Raw genomic sequence first — 16,665 nt, 5'->3', positions numbered from 1 at the left:
CCCCTCCCCAGAGAAGCAGACCGATGGTCTCAATGCCTATCGGCCGGGTTCGGGGGAACTTTAGGGCGGAAGTTGGCGGTTCGTTGGGCGGGGTGGGGTGGTTGGCCGACAAGGGCGACGTGCCTGTAGCCCCTCTCCCGCGTGCGGGAGAGGGGTTGGGGTGAGGACAGCTTTTGCACCCGGAAGGTCGAAGCGCACCTCGGCGCTCAGGCAGCCATCATCAAGACGCCGAAAAACAAACGGGCCGCTTGTGCGGCCCGTTGCGTGCACGAAGGAGGACGTATCAGCACTCGATGACGTTCACCGCGAGACCGCCGCGCGAGGTTTCCTTGTACTTGTCCTGCATGTCGCGGCCGGTATCGCGCATGGTCTTGATGACCTTGTCGAGCGAGACCTTGTGCTTGCCGTCGCCGCGCATCGCCATGCGGCTGGCGTTGATGGCCTTCACCGCGCCCATGGCATTGCGCTCGATGCACGGGATCTGCACCAGGCCGCCGATCGGATCGCACGTCAGGCCGAGGTTGTGTTCCATGCCGATTTCCGCGGCGTTCTCGATCTGGCTGGACGTGCCGCCGATCGCCGCCGTCAAACCCGCCGCCGCCATCGAACATGCGACGCCGACTTCGCCCTGGCAGCCGACTTCGGCGCCGGAGATGCTCGCGTTTTCCTTGTAGAGGATGCCCACCGCCGCAGCGGTCAGCAGGAACGTGCGCACGCCCTGGATGTTCGCGCCCGGGCAGAAGCGGTCGTAGTAATGCAGCACCGCCGGGATGATGCCGGCCGCACCGTTGGTCGGTGCGGTGACGACGCGTCCGCCCGCGGCGTTCTCTTCGTTCACCGCCAGCGCGTAGAGGTTCACCCAGTCCAGCGTGGTGAGCGGGTCGCGCATCGCCGCTTCCGGACGCGAAGCGAGTTCGTTGTGCAGCGCCGGCGCGCGACGCGACACGTGCAGTCCGCCCGGCAGCGTGCCCTTCTCGCGGATGCCGCGCGCGACGCACGCCTGCATCGCGTTCCAGATCTCGTCCAGGCCCGCGTCGATCTGCTCCGGCGTGCGCCACACCTGCTCGTTGGCGTACATCAGTTGCGCGATGCTCAGGCCGCTGTCGCGACTGCGCGCCAGCAGTTCGTCGCCGGAGCGGAACGGATGCGGCAGTTCGGTGGTGTCGGCGACGATGCGGTCTTCGGCCGCCTCGTCCTGGTTCACCACGAAGCCGCCGCCGACGGAGTAGTAATCGCGCGTCGCGATCACGTTGCCTTCGGCGTCGAACGCAGTGAAGCGCATGCCGTTGGTGTGGAACGGCAGCTTCTGGCGCTTGTTCATGATGAGGTCGTGCTTCTCGTCGAAGCCGATCTCGTGGCGATCGAACAGGCGGATCCGCTTGCTGCTGCGGATGCGTTCGAGCGCGGCCGGAATCAGGTCCGGGTCGATCTCGTTGGGAAGGTGGCCTTCCAGTCCCATCAGCACCGCCTTGTCGGTGCCGTGGCCGCGACCGGTGAGGGCCAGCGAGCCGAACACCTCGGCGCGCACGCGCGAGGTGCGCGCGAGGTCGCTGCCCTCGCCGTTGCCGCCTTCAAGCAGCCAGCGCTGCACGAAACGCGCGGCCGCGCGCATCGGGCCGACGGTGTGGGACGAACTCGGCCCGATGCCGATCTTGAAGAGGTCGAAACTGCTGACGGCCACGTACTGCTCCGGAAGAGGGCACGACGCGCACGATGGCAGCGCCGGAATTCCCGCTATTCTACGCGGCCCGCGGGGCCCGCCCCGCCATACTCCGGCGCATTGCGATGCAGGACGTGCCCGCCGTCGCACCCCCGCTGACGCTGTTCCAGCGCGACGATTGCCATTTGTGCGACCTGGCGCTGGAGGTGCTCGCGTTGGCGCGGGCGCCGGAGTTCGAGAGCGTGTTCATCGACGACAACGATGCGCTGGAGTCGCGCTACGGGGTACGCGTGCCGGTGCTGCGCGACGAGACGCGCGGGATTGAACTGGACTGGCCGTTCGACGTTGCGGCGGTGTCGCGGTTTCTTGCGGGCGCGTAGTCGTTCTTGCGGGGGCGTAGTCGCCTTTTTTTGAATCAGGCTTAACCGACGCGTTGCACGTTACCCGTCATCCCGGCGAAAGCCGGGATCCAGACCCGCATCGTTCGGGCACTCTCGCGTCGGTGACCCACCCCACCGTCATTCCAGCGAAAGCTGGAATCCATCTTGATCTTGCCGCTGCCGCTGCCGTTGCTCTTGCTCGTCATTCCCGCGTAGGCGGGAATCCAGGGACTTTTCACGCTTTACCCGGGCGTCGAAGAGCAAAGAAGAATCACTAGCCATGCTTCCGATCGCCTGCGGCGCTCGGGTCACTTTTCTTTGCTTGCCCAAAGAAAAGTAACCAAAAGAAAGGGCCTTCCATTTGCCCAAATCAATCCTGCGACCGGCGAAGGAGTAGGCGCGTTCGCGATTCGCCATCCATGGCTCATCGCTCACCGCCGCACATCCTGTGCGGCGCCCTCCGGGGCTAGCGACGAATAGGCTGTTCGACAGCAACAGCAACAGCAACAGCAACAGCAACAGCAACAGCAACAGCAACGCCAACGCCAACGCCAACGCCAACGCCAACGGCAACGGCAACGGCAACGGCAACGGCAACGGCAACGGCAACGGCAGGTGGATTCCAGCTTTCGCTGGAATGACGGCGAGTACGTCGCGTAGCCCCTCTCCCGCGTGCGGGAGAGGGGTTGGGGTGAGGGCAGCTCTTGTAGCCGGACGAGCGAAGCGCACCCGGAAACCGGCGCAGTTACGTCCTTCGCCGATTCATATCCCGATGCCGCAACAGGCGCGTTACTTCGCCGGCGCGAATACCACCTTCGTGCTCACCGCGACTTCATTCGGGATCAGCGCGGTATCGGCCCAGTCGCCGCCGCCGACGCCGAAGTCCAGTCGCTTCACCGTGGCCTTGCCGCTCAGCACCGGCTGCGCGCCGGGGGTCCAGGTGAAGGTCAGCGTCACCGGCTTGGCGACGCCGCGCAGGGTCAGCGTGCCGTCGGCGGCGTACTGGTTGCCGCCGAGGCTGCGGAACTTCGTCGCGGTGTAGCGTGCCTGCGGGAACTTGGCGATCGAGAAGAAATCCGCGCCGCGCAGCGTGTCGTCGCGATCGCTGTTGGCGGTGCTGGCACCGGCGAGCGGAATGGCCACGTCGAGTTTGGAGGTCGCCAGCTTCGCCGGATCGAAGCTCAGCTTCGTCGCGAAGCCCGGGATCTTGCCGGTGAACACTTCGCCTTCGTACTTGCTCGCGAAGGTCAGCGACGAGCCTGCGGCCTGCACGTAATCGGCGGCGACGGCGGGAAGGGCGAACGCGGCCAGCGCGGTCGCCAGCAGGGCGGGCGCCAGCAGGACGGGCTTGGTAGACATCAATGGATCTCCGGAACGGGGGACGGATCGGGGGAGGCCGCGCGACGACGGCGCGGCAGCATGCGCGCGAGCGTGTCGTCGTGCTGGAACAGGTGGTGGTAGAACGCCGCCGCCGCGTGCACCGCGACCAGCGCGATCAGTGCCCAGAACAGCCATTCGTGCGTGTCGCGCATGACCGGCGCGAGCGTCTGGCTCGGATCGGCGAGCTTGGGCACCTTGAACTGGCCGAACCAGCGCAGCGGACGCAGGCCGCTCAGCGAATCGTAGATCCAGCCCGACAACGGCACGGCGAAGGTCAGCACGTACAACAGCACGTGCGTGATCGTCGCCACGCGTTCCTGCACGCGCGGCGTGCCGGCCACCGGTTTCGGCGCGCCGGCGAACCAGCGCCACAGCAGTCGCACGACCACGAGCGCCAGCACCGTCAGGCCGAAAGACTTGTGCAGGTCGTAGACCCAGAACCAGCGCGGCGATTTCGGCAGTTCGACCATGACCAGGCCGACCACGCCGAGCCCGAGGATCAGCAGCACGATCAGCCAATGCAGCAGCTGGCTGACGGGACCCCAACGGTCGGCGGAATTTCTCAACATCATGGCGTGGGCTCGGGTTGGGTTTCGGGCGGGGTTTCGGGTTGCGATCCGACGGGCGTTTCCGGCGACGAGGGGGGTTCCGTCGGTTCCGGCGCCTGCTGCGCATCGGTTCCGTTGCGCGCTCGTTCGGCTTCGGCCTCGATGCGAAGTTCGACCTGATCGCCGATGACCGAGGGCCACGCGCTCATGCCGAACGCGCTGCGGCTGAGCGTTGCGGTCGCCGAAAACCCCGCGGTGCGGCGGAACGGCGGCAGCGGATGGCGCTTGAGCGCGTTGAACGTCACATCCATGCACAGGGGCTTCGTGACGCCGCGAAGGGTTAGATCGCCGCAGACCTTCGCATGGTCGGCGTCGGCCGGTTCGATCTTCGTCGAGACGAAATGCGCGTCGGGATGGCGCTTCGTATCGAGCAGGTTGGTGGCGCGCACCGCGTCGTTCCATTTCGCGTCGCCGAGGTCCAGGCGCTCCAGCGGCACGCGTACGTCCAGACGCGCGCTGGCCCAGTCGTCGCGATCGAACACCAGCGTGCCGGTGCTGCCCGAAACGGTGCCCATCGCCTTCGAAAACCCGGCGTGGTCGATCGCTAACAGTACCCGCGTGTGGACCGGGTCGATCGCGTAGGTCTCGGGCTCGAACGCCTGGGCGGCCGGCACCACGCACAGCGCGGCGAGGACGAGCCATGCGGCGCGATACGGCGGTCGGAGGGCGGGAGGCTTCCGCGCCGGAGCGGGGCGGTCGGGCATCGGGCTCTCCGGCGTGGACGATGCCGGGATTCTAGGCGCAGCCGGGTGAACAGGGCGGGCGAGTGGCGTAACGAACCGTTGCAGCCGCGGAGGCGGCCCGGGACGGCCGGAAAAGGGCCATTCCCCTTGCCGATCCCGCCCGACCCACGTAAGACGTGCACCTGTAGAGACAGGGGAATTCGATGATCCGTTTGCTGTGGGCGCTGCTGTTGTGCGCCGTGTGCCATGCCGCCTGGTCGGTCGCGTGGGCCAGTCCCGCGATCCCGCGCCCGCGGCAGCTCACGGTCGCCGACGGCCTGCCGTCCAACAGCATCAACGGCATCGCCGAGGACCAGAGCGGCTACCTGTGGATCGCCACCAGCGACGGCCTCGCGCGCTACGACGGCATCACCTTCCGGATCTGGCGCGCCGGCGATGGCCTGCTCGACAACTACCTCTGGTCGGTGCACGTCGACGCGCGGAACCGCATCTGGGTCGGCACCAGCCAGGCGGGCCTGGCGATGCTCGACACCGACCGTCGCACGTTCCGCCATTACGACTCGCACAACACGCCCGGCATCGGCAGCGACAACGTGTGGTCGGTGACCTCCACGCCCGATGGCGCGATCTGGTTCGGGACCGCGTCGGCGGGCCTGCATCGCCTGGATCCCGACGGTCGCGTGCAGCGTTTCGTGCCCCGACCCGACGACGCGCGCAGCCTGCCGAGCCTGGAAGTCAGCCAGCTGCGCACCACGCCCGATGGCGATCTGTGGATCGCCACGCGCGATGGTGCCGCGCGCTGGAACGGTCGCGACTTCGATCGCGTGCCGCCGTCGACCTTCGGCTCGCCGGTGATCAATTCCATCGGCGTGCAGCCCGACGGCACGCTGTGGTTCGGCACGCCGCGCGGCGTCGGCACGCGCGGGCGCGACGGTCGCTTCGACGCGACGCCTTTCCGCGCATTGGGCGAAGGCGCGACGGTGCTGGACATCCTCGTGCGCGACCGCGCCGGGCAGTACTGGTTCGACACGCCGCAAGGCATGGGGATCGAGCAGAACGGCCGGCTGCAGAACGTGCCGTTGTTCAGCGCGTCCTCGCAGGGCATCGTGCGTCCGTCGTGGACCTCGTCGCTGGAAGATCGCGAAGGCGGCGTGTGGTTCGGCAGCGCCGGCAACGGCCTGTGGTACCTGCCGGCGAACTGGCGCCAGTTCGCGCTGTATTCGCGGCAGGTGGACGATCCCGCGTCGCTGGGCAACGCCGCCGTCCACGGCATCGCACCCAGCAGCGACGGCAGCATGTGGCTGGTCGGCACCGGCGGCGTGCTGGACCGCTTCGATCCGCGCACCGGCGCGGTGACGCACGTCGCGCGCGATTTCAGCGAGGGCTACATCGTCTACTCCGTGCTCGAAGGCCGCGCGGGATATGTATGGATGAGCTACCACGACGGCCTGGTGCGGCTGGATCCGCGGACGGGACACGCGCGCCGCTGGACGGCGCACGACGAACGAGACCCGGTCCCGAGCGGGTCCAGCTATCTCGCGCAGACGCCGGACGGGCTGGTCTGGACCGCGGGGCAGGGCGGCGAGGTTCAGGCACGAACGGCCGAGGGCGTGCGCATCGAATCGATCGTTCCCGGCGACCTGCGCGGTCCGCCGGAAGGCGGCACGATCCAGCAGATCGGCGTGGGCCCCAATGGCGCGCTGTGGCTGGCGTGGTCGGACGGCCTGTCGCAATGGGATTACACCGCGCGGCGCTTCGTCCCGGTGCCGGGCGCGCCGTCGGGCACGATCCTCAGCTTCGCGCAGGAAGGTCGCGATCGCATGTGGATCGCGCGCCTGGGCGTGCTGGAAGCCTATCGCTGGGACGGCGACAAGCTCACGCGCGTGGAACGGCTGGATCGCCTCGCGGGCATGCCGGAGGTCGCGCTCAACGGACTCGCGGTGGATCCCGACGGCGTGGTGTGGGCCACCACGGTGCGCGGGCTGCTGCGCGTGGAGCCCAAGCGCCGCGTCGTGCGCGTATACGGCGTGCGCGATGGCCTGTCCAACCAGGAATTCCCGAGCCGGCCGGTGATGACGCGCGATCGCGACCGCATCCTGGTCGGTTCGCCCGATGGCCTGGTGATGTTCGCGCCGGCCGACGTGCATCCCTCGGTGGAGCCGCCGCGCCTGCTGGTGCAGAGCGTCGACGTGAGCCGCGCCGACCTGCGCACGCCGCTGGATGCCTCGCAGCCGATCGTGCTCAAGCCCGGCGACCGCGACCTGCGCGTGGTCGCGCGACTGCTGTCGTTCAACGATGCGCGCAACCACGCGTTCCGCTTCCGCCTGCGCGGTTACGACGCCGACTGGGTCGACGTCGATTCCACGGGCGAACGCGTCTATTCGCAGCTCGATCCCGGCGACTACACGCTGCAGATCGTCGCGCGCGCGGCCGACAACATCTGGTCGCCACCGCAGACGCTGTCCGTCAGCGTGCAGCCGCCGTGGTGGCAGACGTGGATCGCGATGACCGCTTTCGCCGGCATCGTCGTCGCGGTGGGCTGGTGGAGCGCCGACGCGTACCGTCGCCGCCTCAAGCGGCGCCACGCATGGCAGTTGTCCGAGCGCGAACGCGAGTTCGCCGAACAGGCCTCGCTCGCCAAGACGCGCTTCCTCGCCACGCTCGGCCACGAAGTGCGCACGCCGATGACGGGCGTGCTGGGCATGAGCGAGCTGCTACTCGACACGCCACTGGACGGGCAGCAGCGCAGCCACGTCGAGTCGATCCGTCGCGCCGGCCGCCACCTGCTGCGGCTGGTGAACGACGCGCTCGACCTGGCGCGCATCGAATCCGGCCGCCTGGAACTGGCCGACGAGCCGTTCGATCTTCGCGACGTCGTAGACGAGGCGACGACGCTGATGGCGCCGTTGGCGAAGCAGAAAGGACTGGCGTTCCGCGTCATCGTGGACGACGACGCGCCGGCCGGCATGCGAGGCGATGCGAGCCGCGTGTGCCAGATCCTGCTGAACCTGCTCGCCAACGCGATCAAGTTCACCGAGCGCGGCGGCGTCGAACTGCGCGTGGGCGCGCTGTCGCCCCGCGGCGTGCGTTTCGAGGTGATCGATACGGGCCCGGGCCTGAGTCGCGAACAACAGGCGCGCCTGTTCCGCCGCTTCGAACAGGCCGAGGGCGCGCGCACGGCCGCGCGTTACGGCGGCAGCGGGCTGGGCCTGGCGATCTGCCAGGAACTCTCGGCGGAAATGGGCGGCTCCATCGAACTGGAGAGCGCCCCCGGCGAAGGCGCGCGCTTCATCGTCGTGCTGCCGTTGCCGCACGCGGTCGTGCCCGGAACCCACGATGACGCGAAGGCGCTGCTCGACTCGCGCGGCGGCCCGCTGACGTTGCTGCTGGTGGAAGACGATCCGACGGTGGCCGAGGTGATCTGCGGCCTGCTGCGCGCGCAGGGCCACCGCGTCACGCATGTCTCGCATGCGTTGGCTGCGCTTGCCGAATCGGCGACCGGGACCTTCGACGCGGCGCTGCTTGATCTGGACCTGCCCGGCATGGACGGCCTCGCGCTCGCCTCGCACCTGCGGATGCAGGGCTTCGACCGGCCGCTGCTGGCGATCACCGCCCGCGCCGACGCCGACGCAGAACCGCAGGCGATGGCCTCGGGTTTCCAGGGCTTCCTGCGCAAGCCGGTGACCGGCGCGATGCTGGCCGCGCTGCTGCAGGGCGTTCCGCGGGTGGAGATGGCGTAGGGTTTCCACACCAGCGCCGACGGCCCGACGCCCTCTTCTACACCGTCATCCCGGCGAAGGCCGGAACCTAGGCCCTCAGCGTTGGGGCACTGCGCAGCGGGCGAGCCACGACTTCGTCATTCCAGCGAAAGCTGGAATCCATCTTGATCTTGGCGAGATCCAGCAAAGCGACACCGCAGTTTTTCCCTGCACTGGCTAGTGAGCGCCGCACCTTCGTTGCCCCTCACCCCAACCCCTCTCCCGGTGGGAGAGGGGCTAGAGCACCGTCATTCCAGCGAAAGCTGGAATCCATTTTGATGGTCGCGAGATCGTTGAAAAGCAACAGCGCAGTTTTTCCGTGCATTGGCTGTTGAGCGCCGCACCTTCGTTGCCCCTCACCCCAACCCCTCTCCCGGTGGGAGAGGGGCTCAAAGCGGCGCTAGCGGCGCAGCGTCACGCCTCGAACGATCAACGCGAAAAACGGTCAACGCAAAAAGATCAACGCATAAAACGATCAACGCACGCGCCATCAGCGCAAGCAATCGCCTTACCGCGCGCTCAACTCATGCACCGCCGCCACCAGAGCGGCGACGTGATCCGGGCTCATGTCGGGCGACATGCCGTGGCCCAGGTTGAAGACGTGGCCTTCGCGCGAGCCGCCGTTGCCCTGCGCGTAGTCGTCGAGCGCGCGGCCGACTTCGCGGCGGATCGCGTCGGGCTGCGCGTACAGCGTCACCGGGTCGAGATTGCCCTGCAACGCGACCTTGCCGCCGGTTCGGCGTGCGGCATCGCCCAGGCCGACGGTCCAGTCGATGCCGAGGCCTTCGGCGCCGCTGTCGGCCAGCTCTTCCAGATACGCGCCGTTGCCCTTGCCGAACAGGATCAGCGGCGTGTTGTCCTCACCGCGCGGCAGCGCCTGCGCGATCTTCTTCAGGTAGCGCAGCGAAAACTCGCGATACATCGACGGCGACAGCACGCCGCCCCACGTATCGAACACCTGCAGCGCCTGCGCGCCGGCCTGGCGCTGCGCGTCGAGGTACGCGATGACGGCATCGCTCACCACCTCGAGCAGGCGGTGCATCGCCGCCGGGTCGTTCAGTGCGAGCGACTTCACCTTCGAGAAGTTCTCGCTGCCGCCGCCTTCGATCATGTAGCAGGCCAGCGTCCACGGGCTGCCGGAAAAACCGATCAGCGGCACGGCGTTGTCCAGTTCGCGACGGATCGTGCGCACCGCGTCGGTGACGTAGCGCAGCTCACGGTCCATGTCGGGCACGGCGAGTTTCGCGATGTCCTCGTGCGTGCGCACGGGGCGCTCGAACTTCGGACCTTCGCCTTCGACGAAATACAGCCCCAGGCCCATCGCGTCGGGCACGGTCAGGATGTCGGAGAACAGGATCGCCGCGTCCAGCGGGAAGCGACGCAGCGGTTGCAGCGTCACCTCGCAGGCCAGCTCGGGATTCTTCGCCATGCCCAGGAAGCTGCCGGCCGCGGCGCGCGTGGCGCGGTACTCCGGCAGATAGCGGCCGGCCTGGCGCATCAGCCACACGGGCGTGCGGTCGACGGGCTCGCGCCGCAGGGCGCGCAGGAAACGGTCGTTCTTCGGGGGCGTGGCGGTCATCGGTGATCCTTGCTTTCGGGAGCGCGCGACGCGGGGCATCGGCGGAGCGGCGGGTCGAACGGCCGCCATTATCGCGGCTCGCGCCGTGCCCGCTCGGGACCGCGACGAACCGGACTGTTTCGGCGGGGCGGCTATTTCGGGGCGTCGGCGCCCTGCACGAACATCAGCTGGAAGCCGCGCTTGAGCTGCTGGTCGCGTGCCGATTCCAGCGCGGCCATGGCGCTGGCCTGGTCGAGGAACTGCTCGCGCCGCAGGGTGCTGCGCCCGCCGATCTGGCCGCTTTCGCGCACCAGCGTCCACCCGCCGAGCAGGTCGGGCTGCAGCATAAGCTGGACGAAGCGGGGCGCTTCGCGGCCGTCGGGCCGTTGTTGCAGGAGCAGTCGCATGGCGTGGATTGTACGAGAGCGGCCGTCAGCGGCCGCGCAGCACGTCCAGGACCCGCTCGTCCGGCACGCCGGAGACGATCTTCGCCAGCCCTGCGCGTTCCCACAGCACGAAGCGCAGGCCATGGGCCTCGGCCTTCTTGTCCAGGCGCATGCGGTCGAGCAGCGCCTCGGGCTCCAGGCCGGCCGGGATCACCGTCGGCAGGCCCAGCCGCTGCAGCAGCGCCTGCAGGCGGTGCGTATCCGACGCGTGCGCCAGACCGAGCGCCGCCGACAGCCGGGCCGCCAGCACCATGCCGACCGCCACCGCCTCGCCGTGGTTCAGCGCGGCGCTCCCGGCGCCGGCGTAGCCCTGCGCGGCCTCGATCGCATGGCCGAAGGTGTGGCCGAAATTGAGCAACGCGCGCTCGCCGTGTTCGTAGGGATCGCGCGACACCACTTCGGCCTTGTACTGGCACGAACGCGCGATGGCCTCCGACAGCGCCGCGTCGTCGCCGGCCAGCAGCGCGTCGGCATGATGTTCCAGCCACGTCAGGAATTCGGCGTCGAAGATCGCGCCGTATTTCACGACTTCCGCCAGCCCCGCGCGCAGCTCGCGTTCGGGCAGCGTGCGCAGCGTCGTCGTGTCGGCGATTACCGCGCGCGGCGGATGGAACGCGCCGACGAGGTTCTTTCCCGCCGGCAGGTCCACCGCGGTCTTGCCGCCGACGGAGGAATCCACCATCGCCAGCAGCGTCGTCGGCAGTTGCACCACGTCGATGCCGCGCATCCAGCACGCCGCGGCGAAACCGGCGAGGTCGCCGACCACGCCGCCGCCGAGCGCGATCACCGTCGCGTCGCGCGTCGCGCAGAGTTTCGCCAGTGCATCGAGCGCCTCGCAGAAACGCGCGAGCGTCTTTTCCTGTTCGCCCGGCGGGATCACGAAGCAGGCGATGGAGAGCGTCGGCCGCGCGGCACGCAGCGTGGCTTCGACGCGGTCGGCATACAGCGGCGCGACGTTGCCGTCGCTGACGATCAGCGCATGGCGTCCGCGCAGCGCATGCGAGAGCAGCGCCGAATCGCCGAGCAGGTTCGGTCCGATGCAGATGTCGTAGCGCGCCTCGCCATCGACCTTGACCGTGCGCATGGTGCTCATGGGAATTCCGGAGTGGGGGACGACGGGCGCGGCGCGGATTCGCCGTCCGCAGCCTCGTCATCCTGAAGTTCGCATTGTCCCGCCGGGGACGATGAAGCCGGCGTGTCGGTCGCGCGCTGCCACCGGGCATCGAGCTCGCGGGCGAGCAGTTCGGCCGCGGCGGCGCTGTCGTGGGCGTCGGTATCGAAGACGAGGTCGGCCACTTCGGCGTACAGCGGCGCGCGGTGGGCCGAAAGATCGCGCAGCACCTGCTCGCGATCGCCGCGTGCCAGCAGCGGCCGGCTGCGATCGCGGGCCAGGCGCGCGAGCTGCTGCTCCACGCTCACCACCAGGTGCACGACGAAGCCGCGTTCGCGCATGCGGCGGCGATTGTCCGGGTCGAGCACCGCGCCGCCGCCGGTGGACAGCACGATGCCGTCCTGCGCCAGCAACGCGGCCAGCACGGCGCTTTCGCGCGCGCGGAAACCGGCTTCGCCTTCGACCTCGAAAATCGTGTTGATGCTCGTGCCGGCAAGGCGCTCGATCTCGTGGTCGGCGTCGACCAGGCGCAGCCCGAAGCGTTCGGCCATGCGCCGCCCGACGCAGGTTTTGCCTGCGCCCATGGGGCCGACGAGGACGAGGTTGGACGCGGGGTTCATCCCCCGGATTCTAAGCGCTGCGTCAGCCGACCGGGCGTCGCTGCGCGTCGAGCCGCAGCGTCCGGTCGGCGATGCCGGGCAGCGTGCGCAGCGCCTGCCGGCTCACGCGTTCGAACAGCGCGACGAAGCGGTCGATGTCGGCACGGGACATGCCATGCGCGGCCCGTCGACGCGCCTGCATCGCCTGCTCCTGCTGCCAGCGCCACTGCGGCACGGTCTCGAAGCCCGGCGGCTGCAGGAACAGCAGGCGGTCGATGCGCGACCACAGCGCGGGATAGTCGCGTGCGAGCGCGTCGTTGCAGTAACGACGCCACGTGCCGTCGGCATCTTCATCGCGTTCGACGGCGTTGATCGGCTCGCGCAGCGCGGCCTGGTCCTGCGGCGGCGTGCACAGGAACCAGCCTTCGAACAGGACCAGGTCCACCGCCTCGACGCGTCGCCAGCGCGATGGCGGCAGGCGCGTGTCGGCGAGCTTGTCGAAGCGCGGCAGTGCGACGGGCGTGCCCGCGCGTAGCGCGTCGAGCGTGGCGCAGCCCAATGTCACATCGTGCGTGCCCGGCGGCCCGCGCGTGGCGAGCAGCGGATGCACGCGTCGCGCCAGGCGCCGGCGTTCGCCACGCCCGAAGTACAGGTCGTCCACCGACAGCACCGCGATGCGCAGTCCGCGTGAACGCGCCATCGTGGCGAGCTGCGCGGCCAGCGTGGATTTGCCCGAGCCCTGCAGGCCGCAGATGCCGTACACGTTCACGCCCGGCGCCAGCGCATCGGCGAGGAGGTCCGCCACCAGCGCAGCGTCGAATCCGGCGGCGGGGTGCACACGGGGCGGCATCGGCCCACAATAGCGCAATGGACACGCCCGACCTGCTCAAAGAAGCCCTCGCCACGTTCGATGCGCTGTTCGACGAAGCGCAACGTGCCGGCGAGTCCGACCGCACCGCGATGACCGTCGCGACCGCCAGCCTCGACGCGCGACCGTCGGCGCGCACGGTGCTACTCAAGGCGCACGACGCGCGCGGTTTCGTGTTCTACACGCACCTGGACGGGCGCAAGGGCCGCGAACTGCAGGCCAATCCGCACGCTGCGCTGCTGTTCCACTGGCCGCGCGTGCGCGACGGCGTGCAGGTGCGCATCGAGGGCCCGGTGGAAATCGTCAGCGACGAGGAAGCCGACGCGTACTTCGCATCGCGTCCGCGCGGAAGCCAGCTCGGCGCGTGGGCGTCGAAGCAATCCGAAACGCTGGAAGCGCGCGAGCAGTTCGAGGAACGCCTCGCGCAGGCAGAACGCGAATTCGAAGGCCGCGACGTGCCGCGTCCGCCGCGCTGGACCGGGTTGCGCGTGAAGCCGGACACGATCGAGTTCTGGTACGGCGCGAACTACCGCCTGCACGAGCGCCAGGCTTACGAGCGCGACGTCGCCGGCGACTGGCATCGCCGGATGCTCTTCCCATGAGATCGGCTGGCTTGAAGCGCGCCGCTGCAGGGCAGCGCGCATGAGCCTCCACGGCGTGCGTCGCGCCGACACGCGGGATCTGGCGTCGTGGATGGCGATGCGGCTGTCGCTGTGGCCCGATGCCGACGACACCGTCGATGCCTTGCTCGCACAGCTGGAAGAAGACGATCAGCTCGTGTTGCTCGCGTTCGATGCGGATGGCCAGGCGATCGGGTTTGCCGAAGCGACCCTCCGCCACGACTACGTCAACGGTACGGAAAGCTCGCCGGTCGGCTTCCTCGAAGGGCTTTACGTGGTTCCGGCGGCACGTCGCAGCGGCGTCGGTCGCGCGCTGGTCGACGCGGTCGAACGGTGGACGCGCGAGCGCGGATGCCGCGAGCTCGCGTCCGATGCGTTGATCGACAACGCCGCCAGCCACGCCGCGCACGCCGCGTATGGCTTCGAGGAAACCGAGCGCGTGGTGTATTTCCGCAAGGCGCTTGCGGGAGCGACGCGATGACGCACGGGCCGCGCCGCATCGTCTGCCTCACCGAGGAGCCGACCGAAACGCTGTACGCGCTGGGCGAGCAGGATCGCATCGTCGGCATCAGCGGGTTCACCGTGCGCCCGGCGATCGCGCGCAAGGAAAAGCCGAAAGTCAGCGCGTTCACCAGCGCGAAGATCGGCGAGATCCTGAAGCTGCGGCCGGACTTCGTGATCGGGTTTTCCGACATCCAGGCGGAGATCGCCGGCGAGCTGATCCGCCACGGCGTGGAGGTGTGGATCAGCAACCATCGCAGCGTGGACGGCATCATCGACTACGTCCGCCGACTCGGCGCGCTTGTCGGCGTGGCCGATCGCGCCAATGTCTACGCCGACGAGCTGCAGCGCGGTCTGGACGACATCGCCGCGCAGGCCGCGAAACTCCCGCAGCGGCCGAAGGTGTATTTCGAGGAATGGGACGAGCCGCTGATCAGCGGCATCCAGTGGGTCGCCGAACTGGTTCGCATCGCGGGCGGCGACGACATCTTTCCCGAACGCGCGGCCGAATCGCTGGCGAAGCAACGCATCCTCGAGGATCCGTCGGAGGTCGTGCGACGCGCGCCGGACATAATCCTCGGGTCATGGTGCGGCAAGAAGTTCCGCCCCGAGAAAGTAGCTGCGCGCCCGGGCTGGGACGCGATCCCCGCGGTGCGCGACGGCGAACTGCACGAGATCAAGTCGCCGATCATCCTTCAGCCGGGGCCGGCGTCGCTGAGCGATGGCGTTGCGGAGATCGCGAGGGTGATCCGGCGCTGGGCGGAGCGGCCTTCGACATGAATGTGTCCGGCTTGCCTTGGCGGCCCGCAGTAATCTCACTGCAACGCATCGATAGTTATGGCCGGCCCGGTCGTCTCCTTCCGGTCGCCACCACAAGGCCTGCCGCCCGCGCCGAGAGCGGAGTCTGGTACGGCTTCGCAATCGCCGCCGATCTCGACACGATCGGCGTTGGAGAATCCGTCGGCGTGCATGTCTCATTCCTGGACGAGGAAGGGGCGCGGCAGGCGTTCGAGTCGGGAACCCCGATCCCTTTCGGCGACGGCGTGATCCTGCGCGGCACGCTCGTGCTGACCCCGCAGGAGGAAACCACCTTCGTCAGCGCGGATAGAAATCCCGACTGAACTGCATCTGCGACGTCGCGCCGTTCTCGCGGACGATCTGCACGTCGAAGCGCAGCGTGTCCGGCGGGGATACCTCGACGGTGCCGACGTAATCGAGCAGCGCCTGCGGCGATCCGGGATCGCCGCTGCGCAGTTCGCGCATGTCGATGACGTGCTTGCGGCCGCGCAGGTCGCTCGCGGTAGCGACGATCCGCGCCGGAAGCGCGGTTTCCTGCGCGCCTTCGCCCTGCCGCACGCCGATGAGCAGCATCACCGTGTCGTCGTTGCGCGCGATGCCGTACTGGCGCGCGACCGGTTCGCTCAAGGTCGAGGTGGGAATCGCGGACGCGCGGATCGTGACATCGCCGATGCGGCTGACCGCTTCCTGCGACGCCGATGCGCTCGCGGGCGCCGAGGGAGGCCCAGGCGGCGCGCTTCCGCCGCAGGCAGTGAGCGCGACGGACAGCAGGGACGCGGCGAAGGCGTGGCGCGGGCTGGGAACGTGCATGGTTCGCTCCGGTCAGTCGTTGGCGGCGGACAGCTGGCGGCCGCGTTCGGTCGCCGCCGCGATGGCGCGGTCGACCAGTTCGCGGAAGCCGCCCGCCTCGAAGGTTTCGATCGCCGCCTGCGTGGTGCCGCCGGGGGACGTCACCCGCGTGCGCAGCACGTCGGCGGGTTCGTCCTGCTTCACCAGCATCGTCGCGGCGCCGAGCAGCGTCTGCCGGACCAGCGCCCGCGCGGCATCGGCGGGCAGGCCCTGTGCGATGCCCGCGGCCTGCATCGCCTCGGCGAGCAGGAACACGTAGGCCGGGCCGCTGCCGGAAACGGCGGTCACCGCGTCCATCGTCGCTTCGTCGTCGATCCAGACCGTGGGTCCGACGGCATCGAGCAGCGCATCCGCCTCGGCGCGTTGGGCATCGTTCGTGCGCGCGTTGGCGAACAGGCCGGTGATGCCGGCGCCGAGCAGCGCGGGCGTGTTCGGCATCGCGCGCACGATGGGGAGGTCGCCGCCGAGCCAGCGCTCGAGCTGCGCGGTGGTGATGCCGGCGGCGATCGACACCACCACCGGGCGATGCGCCTGCGCCAGCGGAGCAAGGGCCGCGCAGACCTCGCGCATGACCTGCGGCTTCACCGCGAGCACCCAGACGTCCGCGCCCTCGGCCGCGGACGTGGCGTGCTCGGCGCAGGTCACGCCGAAGTCGGTCTGCAGGGCATCGCGCAGGGCGGCGACGGGCTCGGCGACGCGGATGGCGCCCGCCGGGCGGCCGCGTGCGACGAGGCCGCCGATCAGGCTGCGGGCCATGTTGCCGCCGCCGATGAAGGCGACGGTCGGGGTGCGGGGAGCGGAATCGTTCATGCCGGGAGGATACCAACGCGACCGACGCCGCCCGTG

General features: G+C 69.2%; 17 protein-coding genes and 1 pseudogene. 6 read left to right on the top strand and 12 right to left on the bottom strand.

Annotation, left to right across the window (positions count from 1 at the left end; genetic code table 11):
• Nucleotides 1–283: 283 nt before the first annotated feature.
• Nucleotides 284–1,681 (bottom strand): L-serine ammonia-lyase, encoded by a 1,398-nt coding sequence (locus DX912_RS11170; RefSeq protein ID WP_115842584.1) that lies wholly within the window; start codon nt 1,679–1,681, stop codon nt 284–286.
• Between the two features lie 104 nt (nt 1,682–1,785).
• Here DX912_RS11170 and DX912_RS11165 point away from each other — a divergent pair, with 104 nt between their 5' ends.
• Nucleotides 1,786–2,040 (top strand): glutaredoxin family protein, encoded by a 255-nt coding sequence (locus tag DX912_RS11165; protein ID WP_115842583.1) that lies wholly within the window; start codon nt 1,786–1,788, stop codon nt 2,038–2,040.
• Between the two features lie 138 nt (nt 2,041–2,178).
• On the opposite strand, the gene DX912_RS18415 is transcribed toward DX912_RS11165, so the two are convergent.
• From DX912_RS18415 to DX912_RS11145, 4 genes are all read right to left on the bottom strand, one after another.
• Nucleotides 2,179–2,649, bottom strand: coding sequence for a hypothetical protein (locus DX912_RS18415; protein ID WP_181902804.1), 471 nt, complete (start codon nt 2,647–2,649; stop codon nt 2,179–2,181).
• 180 nt (nt 2,650–2,829) lie between these two features.
• Nucleotides 2,830–3,399, bottom strand: a complete 570-nt coding sequence (locus DX912_RS11155) for a YceI family protein (protein ID WP_115842582.1) — start codon at nt 3,397–3,399, stop codon at nt 2,830–2,832.
• On the bottom strand, nt 3,399–3,992 hold the full coding sequence (locus tag DX912_RS11150; protein ID WP_115842581.1) for a cytochrome b: 594 nt from the start codon (nt 3,990–3,992) through the stop codon (nt 3,399–3,401). The genes DX912_RS11155 and DX912_RS11150 overlap by 1 nt, the downstream gene beginning before the upstream one ends.
• Entirely contained in the window at nt 3,989–4,732 is a 744-nt protein-coding gene (locus DX912_RS11145) for a YceI family protein (protein WP_115842580.1), read from the bottom strand. Before DX912_RS11145 ends, DX912_RS11150 begins: the two co-directional genes overlap by 4 nt.
• Before the next feature lie 182 nt (nt 4,733–4,914).
• Here DX912_RS11145 and DX912_RS11140 point away from each other — a divergent pair, with 182 nt between their 5' ends.
• Nucleotides 4,915–8,451, top strand: coding sequence for a ligand-binding sensor domain-containing protein (locus DX912_RS11140; RefSeq protein WP_115842579.1), 3,537 nt, complete (start codon nt 4,915–4,917; stop codon nt 8,449–8,451).
• 526 nt (nt 8,452–8,977) lie between these two features.
• Here the strand turns inward: DX912_RS11140 and hemE are convergent.
• From hemE to DX912_RS11115, 5 genes and pseudogenes are all read right to left on the bottom strand, one after another.
• A complete protein-coding gene (gene hemE, locus DX912_RS11135; RefSeq protein ID WP_115842578.1) occupies nt 8,978–10,048 on the bottom strand; it encodes a uroporphyrinogen decarboxylase in 1,071 nt (356 codons plus the stop codon).
• A gap of 131 nt (nt 10,049–10,179) precedes the next feature.
• Entirely contained in the window at nt 10,180–10,434 is a 255-nt protein-coding gene (locus tag DX912_RS11130) for a WGR domain-containing protein (protein ID WP_115842577.1), read from the bottom strand.
• 25 nt (nt 10,435–10,459) lie between these two features.
• Nucleotides 10,460–11,566 (bottom strand): 3-dehydroquinate synthase, encoded by a 1,107-nt coding sequence (gene aroB, locus DX912_RS11125; protein WP_115842576.1) that lies wholly within the window; start codon nt 11,564–11,566, stop codon nt 10,460–10,462.
• 95 nt (nt 11,567–11,661) lie between these two features.
• A pseudogene (locus DX912_RS11120) lies at nt 11,662–12,204 on the bottom strand (shikimate kinase); the annotation flags it as partial.
• A gap of 22 nt (nt 12,205–12,226) precedes the next feature.
• Nucleotides 12,227–13,033, bottom strand: coding sequence for a kinase (locus DX912_RS11115; RefSeq protein WP_115842574.1), 807 nt, complete (start codon nt 13,031–13,033; stop codon nt 12,227–12,229).
• 17 nt (nt 13,034–13,050) lie between these two features.
• Here DX912_RS11115 and pdxH point away from each other — a divergent pair, with 17 nt between their 5' ends.
• From pdxH to DX912_RS11095, 4 genes are read left to right on the top strand one after another with little or no spacing between them, the layout of a single operon-like run.
• The gene (gene pdxH, locus DX912_RS11110) at nt 13,051–13,653 is read left to right on the top strand and encodes a pyridoxamine 5'-phosphate oxidase (protein ID WP_115842573.1); all 603 of its coding nucleotides are present in this window, start codon (nt 13,051–13,053) and stop codon (nt 13,651–13,653) included.
• Nucleotides 13,654–13,693: 40 nt separating this feature from the next.
• On the top strand, nt 13,694–14,152 hold the full coding sequence (aac(6'), locus tag DX912_RS11105; RefSeq protein ID WP_115842572.1) for an aminoglycoside 6'-N-acetyltransferase: 459 nt from the start codon (nt 13,694–13,696) through the stop codon (nt 14,150–14,152).
• On the top strand, nt 14,149–14,952 hold the full coding sequence (locus DX912_RS11100) for a cobalamin-binding protein (RefSeq protein ID WP_115842571.1): 804 nt from the start codon (nt 14,149–14,151) through the stop codon (nt 14,950–14,952). The genes aac(6') and DX912_RS11100 overlap by 4 nt, the downstream gene beginning before the upstream one ends.
• Nucleotides 14,949–15,293, top strand: coding sequence for a hypothetical protein (locus DX912_RS11095; protein WP_115842570.1), 345 nt, complete (start codon nt 14,949–14,951; stop codon nt 15,291–15,293). The genes DX912_RS11100 and DX912_RS11095 overlap by 4 nt, the downstream gene beginning before the upstream one ends.
• On the opposite strand, the gene DX912_RS11090 is transcribed toward DX912_RS11095, so the two are convergent.
• On the bottom strand, nt 15,268–15,780 hold the full coding sequence (locus DX912_RS11090; RefSeq protein ID WP_115842613.1) for a DUF4426 domain-containing protein: 513 nt from the start codon (nt 15,778–15,780) through the stop codon (nt 15,268–15,270). The genes DX912_RS11095 and DX912_RS11090 overlap by 26 nt on opposite strands.
• A 12-nt stretch (nt 15,781–15,792) precedes the next feature.
• The gene (gene proC / locus DX912_RS11085) at nt 15,793–16,629 is read right to left on the bottom strand and encodes a pyrroline-5-carboxylate reductase (RefSeq protein ID WP_115842569.1); all 837 of its coding nucleotides are present in this window, start codon (nt 16,627–16,629) and stop codon (nt 15,793–15,795) included.
• Nucleotides 16,630–16,665 lie beyond the last annotated feature (36 nt).

The sequence above is a fragment of the Lysobacter soli genome (assembly GCF_003382285.1).
GTDB lineage: Bacteria > Pseudomonadota > Gammaproteobacteria > Xanthomonadales > Xanthomonadaceae > Lysobacter_J > Lysobacter_J soli.
This window is presented reverse-complemented; position numbering and strand designations above follow the sequence as displayed.

What these genes read in the sequence shown, in the direction of transcription:
- DX912_RS11095 (WP_115842570.1), top strand. Translation starts at nt 14,949, where the DNA reads ATGAATGTGTCCGGCTTGCCTTGGCGGCCCGCAGTAATCTCACTGCAA.
- DX912_RS11090 (WP_115842613.1), bottom strand. Translation starts at nt 15,780, where the DNA reads ATGCACGTTCCCAGCCCGCGCCACGCCTTCGCCGCGTCCCTGCTGTCC.
- hemE (WP_115842578.1), bottom strand. Translation starts at nt 10,048, where the DNA reads ATGACCGCCACGCCCCCGAAGAACGACCGTTTCCTGCGCGCCCTGCGG.
- aroB (WP_115842576.1), bottom strand. Translation starts at nt 11,566, where the DNA reads ATGAGCACCATGCGCACGGTCAAGGTCGATGGCGAGGCGCGCTACGAC.
- DX912_RS11140 (WP_115842579.1), top strand. Translation starts at nt 4,915, where the DNA reads ATGATCCGTTTGCTGTGGGCGCTGCTGTTGTGCGCCGTGTGCCATGCC.
- DX912_RS11100 (WP_115842571.1), top strand. Translation starts at nt 14,149, where the DNA reads ATGACGCACGGGCCGCGCCGCATCGTCTGCCTCACCGAGGAGCCGACC.
- DX912_RS11130 (WP_115842577.1), bottom strand. Translation starts at nt 10,434, where the DNA reads ATGCGACTGCTCCTGCAACAACGGCCCGACGGCCGCGAAGCGCCCCGC.
- proC (WP_115842569.1), bottom strand. Translation starts at nt 16,629, where the DNA reads ATGAACGATTCCGCTCCCCGCACCCCGACCGTCGCCTTCATCGGCGGC.
- DX912_RS11150 (WP_115842581.1), bottom strand. Translation starts at nt 3,992, where the DNA reads ATGATGTTGAGAAATTCCGCCGACCGTTGGGGTCCCGTCAGCCAGCTG.
- pdxH (WP_115842573.1), top strand. Translation starts at nt 13,051, where the DNA reads ATGGACACGCCCGACCTGCTCAAAGAAGCCCTCGCCACGTTCGATGCG.
- DX912_RS11165 (WP_115842583.1), top strand. Translation starts at nt 1,786, where the DNA reads ATGCAGGACGTGCCCGCCGTCGCACCCCCGCTGACGCTGTTCCAGCGC.
- DX912_RS11145 (WP_115842580.1), bottom strand. Translation starts at nt 4,732, where the DNA reads ATGCCCGACCGCCCCGCTCCGGCGCGGAAGCCTCCCGCCCTCCGACCG.
- DX912_RS11155 (WP_115842582.1), bottom strand. Translation starts at nt 3,399, where the DNA reads ATGTCTACCAAGCCCGTCCTGCTGGCGCCCGCCCTGCTGGCGACCGCG.
- DX912_RS11115 (WP_115842574.1), bottom strand. Translation starts at nt 13,033, where the DNA reads ATGCCGCCCCGTGTGCACCCCGCCGCCGGATTCGACGCTGCGCTGGTG.